The organism is Streptomyces sp. AC555_RSS877 (assembly GCF_019049245.1).
In the GTDB taxonomy this organism is placed as follows: Bacteria; Actinomycetota; Actinomycetes; order Streptomycetales; family Streptomycetaceae; genus Streptomyces.
Genome location: NZ_JAGMUK010000183.1, coordinates 289,261 through 301,622 on the forward strand (window position 1 = coordinate 289,261; position 12,362 = coordinate 301,622).

Consider the following 12,362-nt stretch of genomic DNA (forward strand, 5'->3'; position numbering starts at 1 on the left):
GCGTGCGTGTTCTGATCGTCCGCTGCGCCCGGTCCGCTCCACTCCCCGGTGCCTCTTCCCACGGTCACCCTTTTTCCGGAAGACTCCTGGAAGTTTCGAAGGAGTCGGTACGGAGGTGGGGAAGTGGCAGCACGCGAGGCCGACGCCGAGACGGCGCCCGAGGCCCGGGGGAAGATCACGATCACGGAGATCGCCCGGCGGGCCGGGGTCTCGGTGCCGACGGTGTCCCGGGTCGTCAACGGCCGGTCCGACGTCTCACCGCAGACCCGGGCGCGGGTCGAGGACCTGCTGCAACGGCACGGCTACCGCAAGCGGCCCGCGGCTCCCGGCACCCGCGCCGCCCTGATCGACCTCGTCTTCAACGACCTCGACAGCCCCTGGTCGGTGGAGATCATCCGGGGCGTGGAGGAGGTCGCGCACGCGGCCGGGGTCGGCACGGTGGTGTCGGCGATCCACGGCCGCACGGGCGACGCCCGCGAGTGGATGCGCAATCTGCGGGCCCGCGCCTCCGACGGCGTCATCCTCGTCACCTCGGCGCTGGAGCCGGTCCTGCACGACGAGTTGCGCATCCTCGGCGTCCCGCTGGTGGTCGTCGACCCGGCCGGCTCCCCCGCCCTCGACGTCCCGACGGTCGGCGCCGCCAACTGGGCGGGCGGCATGGCGGCCACCGAACACCTGCTGTCGCTGGGCCACCGCAGGATCGGCCTGATCGCGGGACCGCCCCGGCTGCTCTGCTCACGGGCCCGCTTCGACGGCTACCGCGCCGCACTCGAGGGCGCCGGCCTCGCGGTGGACGACGCGCTCGTCGTCCCCGGCGACTTCCGCCCGGAGTCCGGCTTCGCCGGCTGCAACGCCCTCCTCGACCTGCCCGAACCGCCGACCGCGGTGTTCGCGGCCAGCGACCAGATGGCACTCGGCGCGATCGAGGCGCTACGCCGACGCGGCCTGCGCGTCCCTGAGGACATGAGCCTGGTCGGTTTCGACGACCTTCCGGAAGTCCGCTGGTCGGCCCCGCCGCTCACCACGGTCCGCCAGCCCCTCGCCGACATGGGCAAGCTGGCCGCCCGCACGGTCCTCCGGCTGGCCCACGACGAACAGCCGGACTCCCCACGGGTGGAGCTGGGCACGGAACTGGTGGTGAGAGCGAGCACGGCACCGCTGACCCGACCCTAGTGCCCCCAACAGACAACGTTCGCCCCGTCGCGACGCCCGGCACGCACTCTCGCCGCGCCGGCCGAAAGCCCAAGTACGTCCGGTCCATCGACGGGGCCTTCCGGCCGGCACTCCCCCAGAGCGCGCACCGGACGCCGCTCCTTGACGGGCAAACGTTGCCTGCCGGGGCACTGGCCACCACCGTCGCCGGCCGCACCGGATGACCAGGCCCTACGCCACCGCCACTCCAGGCCGGCGCCCGAAGCCCGCCCACAGTCACCGCCGCTCCCGCCCCGCCCCGCTCGCCACACCCCGGACACCCCCGTTCCCGGGCACCCCCCTCGTGGGACCCCGGGAACGGGGCGTTGCTCCGGCGCCCCCTCACGAACGCCGGAGCAACGGGTCCTTACTTCAGCGCCTCCCGGATCGCGAAGTACGCCGGCTTCGGTGCCAGTTGCTCGTCCCATGGGAGCGCCGCGCCCTCGCCCTCGAAGAACGCGGGGATCCACGAGTACTTGTCGGTGTAGTCCCACAGCGTGATGCCCACGCACCGGCGCACCGCGAGGCAGGCCTCGGTCAGGTCGCGGTACCACTCGGCCTGCGTGGCCAGCTTCGCCTCGTCCGCGGGCACGTACATGCGGACGTCCACCTCGGTGAGCGCGGTGTCCAGGCCGAGCCGGGAGAAGCGGCGGAGGTTGTCCTCCAGCGTGGTCGGATAGCCGTACTGGAGTGCCAGGTGGGCCTGGAGGCCGAAGCCGTGGAGCGGCACGCCCTGCGCCCGGAGTTCCTTGGCCAGCTTGTAGTACGCGTCGCTCTTCGGGCCGATGGTCTCGACGTTGTAGTCGTTCAGGTAGAGCTTGGCCTTCGGGTCGGCCTGGTGGGCCCAGCGCAGCGAGTCGGCGATGTAGCCGGGGCCGAGCGTCTTGTAGAAGATCGTCTCGCGGTAGGTGCCGTCCTCGTTGAACGCCTCGTTGACGACGTCCCAGGCGTAGATCTTGCCCCTGTAGTGCCGTACCTCCGCCTGGATGTGCTTCTTCAGTACGGCCCTCAGCTCGGTCGCCGTCCAGTCGCGGCCGGTGAGCCAGTCGGGCAGCTGGCTGTGCCACACCAGCGTGTGCCCGCGCACCTTCTGGTGGTTGGCACGGGCGAGGTTCACGATCTCGTCGCCCTTGGACCAGTCGAAGACGCCCTGCTGGGGCTCGGTGGCGTACCACTTCATGCCGTTGCCGGGCGTGATCTGGTCGAACTCGCTGCCGAGGATGGCCTTGTAGGGCTCGTCGACGAGTTCGGGGTTGTCGGTGGCGCTGCCGAAGTAGCGGCCGTGGCGCTCGGCCAGGTCGGCGAGCGTGGGCTGCTTGCCGTGCTCCTCGCCCGCCTGGGCGGCAGGCCCGGTGGCGATGCCCGCGGTGACCAGGACGGTCGCGAGGGCGCCGGCGAGTCTGAGCCGGGTGTGGGAGCGGATCGTCGTAGTGCGCATGGTTGCGACTCCTCACGTGCGGTTGTGTGGGTGAGCCGTACGTCCGCCGGCGCGGGTCAACCCTTCGTCGCGCCGGCGGTGAGGCCGCCGACGAGCTGGCGCTCGGCGACCGAGTAGAAGGCGAGGGCGGGGACCATGGCCAGCACCAGGTAGGCGAAGACCTTGGCGGTGTCCGCGGAGTACTGGCCCTGGAACTGCTGCACGCCGATCGGGATGGTCCACCAGGTGGATTCGGTGAACACCAGGAGCGGCAGGAAGAAGTTGTTCCAGCTGGTGACGACGGCCAGGACCGAGACGGTGCCCAGCGCCGGTCGCGCCATGGGCAGCAGGACCCGCCAGAAGAAGCCGAACGGGGTGCACCCGTCGAGCGTGGCCGCTTCCTCCAGTTCCCCCGGGATCTGCCGGAAGAAGCCGCGCAGGATGATGATCGTCATCGGAAGGCCGAACGCGGCCTGCGGGAGGATCACACCGAGCGGGTTGTCCAGCAGGCCCATGGAGCGCAGCAGCAGGAACAGGGGCAGGGCCGCCACCGCGAAGGGGAACATCAGCCCCATCGTGAACAGGGTGAACAGCACCTCCCGCCCGCGGAAGGCGAACCGGGCGAAGGAGAACGCGGCGAGCGCGGAGGCCGCGACGGCGATGACGGTCGTCCCCACCGCGATGAGCGTGCTGCTGCCGAGCAGCTGCCAGAAGGCGCCCGAGCCGAGGATGTCGGTGTAGTTGGAGATCACCCAGGAATCCGGCAGCCCGATCGGGTTGCGGGAGAGTTCGTCGGTGGACTTGAAGCCGGAGACCATCGCGTAGACCAGCGGCACGACCATCACCGCGCCGGCGACGATGAGAACGACGTGCACCGGCAGCGACTTCCCACGGGTTTTCCGAGCGGTCGTCACTTCCCGCCTCCTCTCATCGTCGTGGTCGCTCCTTCGAGGTCGCGGCGGAGCACGAACCGCTGGTAGGCGAGGGCGAAGACGAGGCTGATGCCGAACATGACCACGCTGATCGCGCTGGCGTATCCGACCTGGTAGCGCTTGAAGCCGTACTGGAACATGGTCACGGCCATGGTCTCGGAGTGGTGGTCGGGGCCGCCCGCGGTGGTCACCCACACCAGGTCGAAGAGCTGGATGGATCCGATGACGGACAGGAAGACGCTGATCCGCAGGGTCGGCGCGAGCAGCGGCAGGGTGACGTTGCGGAAACGCTGCCAGGGTCCGGCGCCGTCGATGAGCGCCGCTTCGGTCAGCTCCCGGGGGATGGACTGGAGTCCGGCCAGGTAGAGCATCATGTGGAAGCCGAAGTACTTCCAGGTCATGACGAGGAAGAGGGTCGCCATGACGGTGGAGGGGTCGGCGAACCACTCCCCGCCCAGCCCGTCCAGGCCGATCCCGCCCAGCAGCCGGTCGGCGAGTCCGGCGTCCGGCGCGAAGATCATGCTGAACAGCACGCCGGTGATGGCCTCGGACAGCACGTACGGCGCGAAGAACAGCATCCGGTAGACGGCCCGGCCGCGCACCTTCTGGTTGAGCAGGACGGCCATGGCGAGCGCGAACGGCAACTGCAGGGCGAGCGACAGCAGCACGAGGACGAGGCAGCGCCACAGGTCACCGAGGAAGACGGGGTCGCCGAAGAGCCGGGTGAAGTTGTCGACCCCGATGTAGTCGGACGGCATGCCGAAGCCGCCCCAGCGGAAGAACGCGGCATACAGGGCGAACAGGATCGGCAGCAGCACCAGCACGCCGAAGAGCACCAGGGCGGGCAGCTGGAAGCCGATCGCGGTGAACCAGTTGAGCGTGCGGCGCCGGGCCCGCCCCCGGGCGCTGCCTGCGGCCGGGGGCGGAGGGCCGACGTCGGGGCCGGTCCGTTTGTCCGGAAGGAACGTGGAGGTCATCGTCGGCTACTGCTCTTCCTTCGCGACCTTGGTGATCGACTCGGTGACCTGTTCGGGGGACTTGGAGCCGGCGATCAGCGCGCCGACGCTGTCGTTGACCTCCTGGCCGAGGGCGGGCGCGTACGCCTGGTCGAGGTAGAGCTGGAAACCGGTGGCGCTCTTCAACTGCGCCTGTACGGCCTTGATGTTCGGGTCGGCGATGGCGCTCTCGGCGCTCGGGACCACCGGGAGGACGCCGGTCTTCTTGACGAGTTCCAGGTCGGTGGCCTCGGAGGCGAAGAACTTCAGGAAGTCGACGGCGGCCTGCGGTGCGCCCTGCCGCAGGGCGTGTCCGCCGCCCCCGCCGAAGACCTCGGTGATGGCTCCCTTGCCGCCCTCGACCTCCGGGAACGGGAAGAAGCCGAGGTCGTCACCGAGTCCCTTGCCGGCGTCCGCCTCGACGACCGGGGCCCACTGGCCCATGAGTTCCATCGCGGCCTTGCCGTTGCCCACCGCGGCGGCCTGGCCGGTGGGGCTGGAGTAGGCGGCGCCGAGGAAGCCCTTCTGGAAGGGCTTGAGGTCGACGAGTTCCTTGAGGTGCTCGCCGGCCTCCACGAACTCGGCCCCGGTGAAGTCCTTGTCGTCGTTGGCCTTCTGCAGTGCCTCGGCGCCGGCGGTGCGCATCGCGAGGTAGGCCCAGTAGTACATGCCGGTCCACGTCTCCTTGCCCGCCAGGGCGAGGGGGGTGATGCCCTTGGCCTTCAGCTTGCCCACGGCGTCGAGGAAGCCGCTCCAGGTGGTGGGGGGCGCGCTGATGCCGGCCTGCTTGAAGAGCGCCTTGTTGTACCAGAAGCCGATCATGCCGATGTCGAACGGGATGCCGTACACCTTCTCGTCGAGCAGGTACGGCTCCTTCGCGACCGACAGCAGCCCGTCGGCCCACGGCTTGGTGCGGTCCGTGAGGTCCTCGACGAGCCCCGCGTCGACCTGCTGCTTCAGGACACCGCCACCCCAGGTGTGGAAGATGTCCGGGAGCTTCCCGGAGGCGGTCAGCGCCGTCATCTTCGACTTGTAGGCGTCGTTCTCCAGTTGAACGATCTTTATCTTCACTTTCGGGTTCTGGGCCTCGAACTTCTTGGCCAGTGCGGCCCAGACGCCCTTGGTGGGCTCGGTGGTCGAGATGTTCCACCACTCGACGGTGGTCGTCCCCGAGGACCCTCCGTCCGAGTCGCCGCCGCAGCCGCTCAGTGCCGTCATGCTCAGACCGGCCGCGGCGGACGCCGCCAGGAACCCGCGGCGGGACAGTGCCGGGTCGCCCATTTTGCGCTCCTTGGGTACGGGACGGCGCGTCCACGCCTGTCCGCTGGACCGAAAGTTTCGGAGTTGATCCAGAAAGGTTCGTTGTTGCCGCACCCTAGAGACAGCTCCCAAACGGTGGCAACCCCTTGTACGCGGGGAATGTTGAGCGGGTCCGCCGCCGACTTGTTCCGGAAAGCGGCTGCTTCAGGAGCTCGACGGGGTGTACGCGAACCAGTCGAAGGACGCGGTGCCCTCGGTGACGTACATGCCGATCACGCGACCGGTGAAGCCGCCGGCGACCTGTGTGGACAGGTAGCGGCCGTCCAACTCGGCCAGTGGTTCACCGCCTTCGATCGAGAAGACGACCGCGTCGGGGCCCCCTGGCCTGACTCCCGGCGCCCGGTCCCGGGAACTCCTGGCGGTCGGCGGCACGGGGGACGTCGTACGAACCTCGACGACCAGCGTGACCGGCCCCGCATGTACGGGCCGACGGACGAGACGCTGCCGTACCGGACCGATCCGGGCGACGATGCTCACCTCTCCCCCGGCCACCTCGACGTCGTAGTGGTGGGCCTCGTCCAGGCGAACGGACAGGCCCGCGCGGGCGGTTCCGGGGTCCAGACGCGCCGCCACCCGGCACTCCCGATGCTGCTGACGGCGTCCGACGAAGGTGTGCCCCGGCCGGTCGAGGCTGCCCCCGGTCGCCCGCAGGGTCAGCCACCCCGGCCGCTCACCGAGCGACCAGGCGCCCTCCGGTCTGCCGCGCGGAGAGATCCAGTGCGGGGCGAGCTGCCCGGCGTCGAAGTCGTCGCGCTCCGGCGGGAGTTCGGTCGGATGCCAGACGGCCGGCGCCGGATGCCGCTCGCGCACCGGTCCGACGCGGGGCCAGCCGTCCACCCACTCGACCGGGGTCAGGAAGGTCTCCCGTCCCAGGACGTGGAAGGACGGGAAGAAGCCGCGGGGGCGCGTGGCGAGGAGCAGCATCCACCAGGTGCCGTCGGGCGCCTGGACCAGGTCGGCGTGTCCGGTGCACTGGATCGGCGAACCGGTGCCGCTGTGGGAGAGAACCGGGTTGGCCGGCGCCGGCTCGTAGGGGCCGCGCGGATCGCGGGCCCGGGCGATCGAGACGCTGTGGCCGTGCGCGGTGCCGCCCTCGGCCAGCATCAGGTACCACCAGTCGCCGATCCGGTAGAGGTGCGGGGCCTCGGGATGCTGAAGTCCCGTCCCGGACCACACCGGAAGGGGACCTTCCAGCACCTTGCCGGTCACCGGGTCGATGCGCGCGACCCGGACCCCGGAGACCGCGCACCAGCAGTTCCCGTCGTCGTCCCAGGCCAGGTCGGGGTCGATGCCCGGCAGGTCGATCCACACCGGGTCGGACCACGGACCCTCGGGACGATCGCTGGTCACGAGGAAGTTGCCCTTGCCGGACACATTGGTCGTGATCATGTAGAAGCGGCCGTCATGGTGTCGGATCGTCGGGGCGTAGATGCCACCGGAGGCCACTGTGTCGTCGGTCAGCTCCAACTGTCCCGGCCGGTCCAGCACGTTGCCGATCTGGCGCCAGTGCACGAGATCGCGGCTGTGGAAGAGCGGCACACCGGGGAAGTACTCGAAGCTCGAGCACACGAGATAGTAGTCGTCACCGACCCGGCACACGCTGGGATCCGGATGGAAGCCACCGATCACGGGATTGCCGTACGTCCGCATGCGCGTCAGTCCCTTCGAGCGTCGCCACGGGCGAAACTTTCGGATGATCCAACGAACGTTACGGGGCGCACTGTAGGGGGCCGGGAGAGCCGGGGCAAGACGCCGTCAGCCGTGCTCGCCCGGGTTCCCGGCGTTCAGCCGACGGGCCCGCCGATAAGGCCGGGAGGCCGCCGCGGTGTGCTCCTTCAGGCGTGCCGTGCGCAATAGTTCGCGTCTCCGGCCCCGAGCGGCGGCACCGCTCGCGCAGGGCGGCCGGAAAAAGCCGTACGTCATGACTCCGGGCGTCCGCCTGCGGACGCTCTCCCCGCACGCCACGCACCCCGCCCACCGACCGTCGGACCGGTGTCCACCTGCTTGACCTGCTGCTGACGTCCGCCAGACGGTCTTAACGGAAGCTTGACGCGCTCAGCCCCGCCATCCGTGGGCCCTGACTTCACTCTCCGCTTACGCTGATCCGGCCGTACACGTGATGGCCGGATCGACACGCTGAGCCGTACCCCAGGAGCACGCCCGATGGCCACCACCGAACACCCCCCGCCCAGTCCTCTGCGCTCCTGGATGCTGGAAGGCCTGACCGACATGGGCAAGGGCGGCGGCCCCCAGGGCCCGCACGCCACACGCGAACCCGCGCACATGGGCCGGCGCTGGTGGCGGGTCATGTGCCTCACCGGCGTCGACTACTTCTCGACCCTCGGCTACCAGCCGGGCATCGCGGCCCTCGCAGCCGGCCTGCTGTCTCCCGTGGCGACCATCGTGCTGGTGATCGTCACCCTCGCGGGCGCCCTGCCCGTGTACCGGAGAGTGGCCGAGGAGAGCCCCCGGGGCGAAGGCTCGATCGCGATGCTGGAGCGGCTGCTGTCCTTCTGGAAGGGCAAGCTGTTCGTCCTGACCCTGCTCGGCTTCGCCGCGACCGACTTCCTGATCACCATCACGCTGTCGGCGGCGGACGCCTCGACCCACCTCGTCGAGAACCCGCACCTGACCGGCACCCTGCACGACAAGCAACTCCTGATCACACTGATCCTCGTGGCGCTTCTGGGCGCGGTGTTCCTCAAGGGCTTCCTCGAGGCGATCGGCGTCGCGGTCGTCCTGGTCGGCGCCTACCTGGCGCTGAACCTCGTCGTCGTGTTCGTCGGCCTGTGGCACGTCGTCACGGCCGGACACGTGGTCACCGCCTGGTCCAGCGCCCTGACCGCCGAGCACGGCAACGTCCTCGCCATGGTCGGCGTGGCCCTGCTGGTCTTCCCCAAACTCGCCCTCGGTCTCTCCGGTTTCGAGACCGGCGTGGCGGTCATGCCCCACGTCCAGGGCGACCCGGACGACACGGACGAGCGGCCGGCCGGCCGGATCCGCGACACGAAGAAGCTGCTCACCACCGCCGCCCTGGTCATGAGCGCCTTCCTGATCGCCACCAGCTTCATCACCACGCTGCTGATCCCGGAGAAGGAGTTCGAGCCGGGCGGCCAGGCGAACGGACGCGCCCTGGCGTTCCTCGCGCACGAGTACCTGGGCAGCGCCTTCGGCACGGTCTACGACGTCTCGACCATCGCCATCCTCTGGTTCGCCGGCGCCTCCGCGATGGCCGGGCTCCTCAACCTGATGCCCCGCTACCTGCCCCGCTACGGCATGGCCCCGCACTGGGCCCGCGCGGTGCGTCCGATGGTCATCGTCTTCACCCTCGTCGCCTTCCTCGTCACGTGGATCTTCGACGCGAGCGTCGACGCGCAGGGCGGCGCCTACGCCACCGGTGTACTGGTGCTGATCAGCTCAGCGGCGATCGCGGTGACGATCGCCGCCCACAAGGCCGGCCAGCGGAACCGGACCGTCGCCTTCGCCGTGATCTCGGCGGTCTTCCTCTACACGACCGTCATGAACGTCATCGAACGACCCGACGGCGTGAAGATCGGCGCCTGCTTCATCGCCGGCATCATCCTGGTCTCCCTGCTGTCCCGGCTGGCCCGCGCCTTCGAACTGCGGGTGACCGGCGTGACGCTGGACGACATGGCGGGACGATTCATCCGGGACATGGCCAGCCGCAAGATCCGGTTCATCGCCAACGAACCCGACCGGCGGGACAAGGCCGAGTACCGCGACAAGATCGAGCAGATCCGGGAGGACAACGACATCCCCGGAGAGGACTTCGTCTTCGTCGAGGTCACGGTCCTGGACCCGTCCGAGTTCGAGACGGGTCTGACCGTACGCGGCGAGGTCCTGCACGACCGCTACCGCGTCCTGACCCTGGAGTCCTCCTCCATACCGAACGCACTGGCCGCCCTGCTCCTGCACGTCCGCGACTCGACCGGCTGCACCCCGCACATCTACTTCGAGTGGACCGAGGGCAACCCCTTCGCCAACTTCCTGCGCTTCTTCCTCTTCGGCCAGGGCGAGGTCGCCCCGGTCACCCGGGAGGTCCTGCGCGAGGCGGAACCGGACCGGCCCCGCCGGCCGCGCGTCCACACCGGCTGAGCGCGCCACCACCCCGCCCTCGCCGCGCCCCGCCCCACCTCCACGACCCACCGTTCACGGCCCTATCGTGACCGCATGCAGTCCTACACGATCGGCCAGGCAGCCAGGCTGCTCGGCGTGAGCCCCGACACCGCGCGCCGCTGGGCGGACGCCGGCCGGGTGGCGACCCACCGCGACGACAGCGGGCGACGGCTCGTCGACGGGCGGGACCTGGCCGCGTTCTCGGTGGAGCTGGCCAAGGCCGCGAACACCGACGAGGACACGCCGTACACCTCCGCCCGCAACGCCTTCCCCGGCATCGTCACCGCCATCAAGCTGGGCGACGTCGCCGCCCAGGTCGAGATCCAGGCCGGCCCGCACCGGCTCGTCTCCCTGCTGACCCGCGAAGCCGTCGAGGAACTGGGCCTGGAGGTCGGCATGGAGGCGACGGCCCGCGTCAAGTCGACGAATGTACACATCGACCGCGCCTGAGGCTCCTCTCGGCGCTCCGTCCGTACAAGCGCACATGCCACCCTGTACGAGTCCCACCCAGGCTCATGCGATGCCACAGCTGACTTATGCCTCGCACATGCGGAAGTATGATCGGCACACCGGAAGGGTCCGACGGGCTCTTCTCAGGCAGACGAGGGAGTGGCCCCGTGATGACCCGTTCCGTGCGCCGGACCCGCCGGACCCCCCGGACCCTGCGGGCGGTCGGCGCCGGAGCCGCCGCGCTGATGACCCTGAGCGCGTGCTCCTCGTCCGGCTCATCCGAGGCGGACTCGGGCACGGCCGGATCCGGCTCCTCCGCGAAGCTCTCCGGCACGGTGACCGTCTTCGCCGCCGCCTCGCTCCAGGAGAGCTTCACGACGCTGGGCAAGCGGTTCGAGAAGGAGCACCCGGGCACGAAGGTCACCTTCAGCTTCGGCGGCAGCGACACCCTCGCCGCGAACATCACGGGCGGCGCCCCGGCCGACGTGTTCGCCGCCGCGAGCGCCAAGACCATGGCGATCGTGACGGCCGAGCAGGACGCGGTCGGCGCGCCCGCCACCTTCGTCCGCAACCAGCTGGAGATCGCCACGCTGCCGGGCAACCCCGACAAGGTCACCTCCCTCAAGGACCTCACGAAGTCCGGCCTGAAGGTCGTCCTGTGCGACAAGACGGTGCCGTGCGGCTCCGCCGCCCAGACGGCCCTGGAGAGCGCCGGCCTCGAGCTCACGCCGGTCTCCTACGAGCAGGACGTCAAGAGCGCCCTCACCAAGGTCGAGCTGAAGGAGGCCGACGCCGCCGTCGTCTACAAGACGGACGTGAAGGCCGCCGGTGACAAGGTGGCGGGCGTGGCCTTCCCCGAGTCGGCGAAGGCCGTCAACGACTACCCGATCGCCCTCCTCAAGAACGCGCCGAACCCCGCCGTCGCCAAGGCCTTCATCCAACTGGTGCAGTCCGCGGAGGGCCAGAAGGTCCTGACCGGGGCCGGATTCCTCACGCCATGACCGGACCCGGCAAGGACAAGGCCGAGGCCGTCGCCCTGGAGGGCCGACGGCGCCGGCCTCTCCGTGCGGGTCCCCGCCGAGGCGTGCCCCTCCCTCTCCTCGTGCCCGCCCTGGCAGGGCTGGCGTTCCTGCTCCTCCCACTGGTCGCCCTGCTCGTACGAGCCCCCTGGCGCAGCCTCCCCGAGCAGCTGACCAGCGCGGAGGTCTGGGAGGCCCTCCGTCTGTCCCTGGTGTGCGCCACGGCGGCGACCGCGCTGAGCCTGGTCGTCGGTGTCCCCCTGGCCTGGCTGCTGGCCCGCGCCGACTTCCCCGGCCGCGGCCTGGTCCGCGCCCTGGTGACCCTGCCCCTCGTCCTGCCCCCGGTGGTCGGCGGCGTGGCACTGCTGCTCGCCCTCGGCCGCAACGGCGTGGTCGGGCAGTGGCTGGACTCCTGGTTCGGGCTCACCCTCCCGTTCACCACGACCGGCGTGATCCTCGCCGAGACCTTCGTGGCGATGCCGTTCCTCGTCATCAGCGTCGAGGGCACCCTGCGCGCCGCCGACCCGCGCTACGAGGAGGCGGCCACCACCCTCGGCGCCTCCCGCTTCACCGCGTTCCGCCGGGTCACGCTGCCGCTGATCATGCCGGGCATCGCAGCGGGCAGCGTCCTCGCCTGGGCACGAGCCCTCGGCGAGTTCGGGGCCACGATCACCTTCGCGGGCAACTTCCCGGGTCGTACCCAGACCATGCCGCTCGCGGTCTACCTGGCCCTCCAGAACGACCCGGCGGCCGCCATCGCCCTCAGCCTGGTCCTGCTGGCGGTGTCGATCGCGGTCCTGGCAGGCCTGCGCGACCGCTGGATGACCCCCTCATGACTCTCACCGAGCCCGCCTCCCCACCCTGCCCGGCCGGCGCAACCAACCACACCACCCACCCCGCC

Annotated in this window: 10 protein-coding genes; 5 read left to right on the forward strand and 5 right to left on the reverse strand. The window is 70.3% G+C overall.

Features of this window, described 5'->3' with window-relative positions:
* The first annotated feature begins 123 nt into the window (after positions 1 to 123).
* Complete coding sequence (locus KUM49_RS41625) at positions 124 to 1,173, forward strand: LacI family DNA-binding transcriptional regulator (RefSeq protein WP_217242137.1); 1,050 nt, start codon at positions 124 to 126, stop codon at positions 1,171 to 1,173.
* A gap of 385 nt (positions 1,174 to 1,558) precedes the next feature.
* Here KUM49_RS41625 and KUM49_RS41630 read toward each other — a convergent pair whose 3' ends face one another.
* The 5 genes from KUM49_RS41630 to KUM49_RS41650 all read right to left on the reverse strand — a co-directional run bounded on the left by KUM49_RS41630 (position 1,559) and on the right by KUM49_RS41650 (position 7,505).
* On the reverse strand, positions 1,559 to 2,629 hold the full coding sequence (locus tag KUM49_RS41630; protein ID WP_217242138.1) for an endo-1,4-beta-xylanase: 1,071 nt from the start codon (positions 2,627 to 2,629) through the stop codon (positions 1,559 to 1,561).
* 56 nt (positions 2,630 to 2,685) lie between these two features.
* Positions 2,686 to 3,450, reverse strand: a complete 765-nt coding sequence (locus KUM49_RS41635) for a carbohydrate ABC transporter permease (RefSeq protein ID WP_254402603.1) — start codon at positions 3,448 to 3,450, stop codon at positions 2,686 to 2,688.
* Positions 3,451 to 3,518: 68 nt separating this feature from the next.
* The gene (locus KUM49_RS41640) at positions 3,519 to 4,517 is read right to left on the reverse strand and encodes a carbohydrate ABC transporter permease (RefSeq protein ID WP_217242140.1); all 999 of its coding nucleotides are present in this window, start codon (positions 4,515 to 4,517) and stop codon (positions 3,519 to 3,521) included.
* A gap of 6 nt (positions 4,518 to 4,523) precedes the next feature.
* Positions 4,524 to 5,816, reverse strand: coding sequence for an extracellular solute-binding protein (locus KUM49_RS41645; RefSeq protein WP_217242141.1), 1,293 nt, complete (start codon positions 5,814 to 5,816; stop codon positions 4,524 to 4,526).
* 183 nt (positions 5,817 to 5,999) lie between these two features.
* A complete protein-coding gene (locus KUM49_RS41650; RefSeq protein ID WP_217242142.1) occupies positions 6,000 to 7,505 on the reverse strand; it encodes a glycoside hydrolase family 43 protein in 1,506 nt (501 codons plus the stop codon).
* Between the two features lie 513 nt (positions 7,506 to 8,018).
* Between KUM49_RS41650 and KUM49_RS41655 the strand changes: the two genes are divergently transcribed.
* From KUM49_RS41655 to modB, 4 genes are all read left to right on the forward strand, one after another.
* Positions 8,019 to 9,971: an amino acid transporter gene (locus tag KUM49_RS41655; protein WP_217242143.1), complete on the forward strand. Its 1,953-nt coding sequence runs from the start codon at positions 8,019 to 8,021 to the stop codon at positions 9,969 to 9,971.
* Positions 9,972 to 10,046: 75 nt separating this feature from the next.
* Positions 10,047 to 10,442, forward strand: a complete 396-nt coding sequence (locus KUM49_RS41660) for a molybdopterin-binding protein (protein WP_217242144.1) — start codon at positions 10,047 to 10,049, stop codon at positions 10,440 to 10,442.
* Positions 10,443 to 10,612: 170 nt separating this feature from the next.
* Positions 10,613 to 11,443: a molybdate ABC transporter substrate-binding protein gene (modA, locus tag KUM49_RS41665; protein ID WP_217242145.1), complete on the forward strand. Its 831-nt coding sequence runs from the start codon at positions 10,613 to 10,615 to the stop codon at positions 11,441 to 11,443.
* A complete protein-coding gene (modB, locus tag KUM49_RS41670) occupies positions 11,440 to 12,297 on the forward strand; it encodes a molybdate ABC transporter permease subunit (protein ID WP_217242146.1) in 858 nt (285 codons plus the stop codon). Before modA ends, modB begins: the two co-directional genes overlap by 4 nt.
* The last annotated feature ends 65 nt before the right edge of the window (positions 12,298 to 12,362 follow it).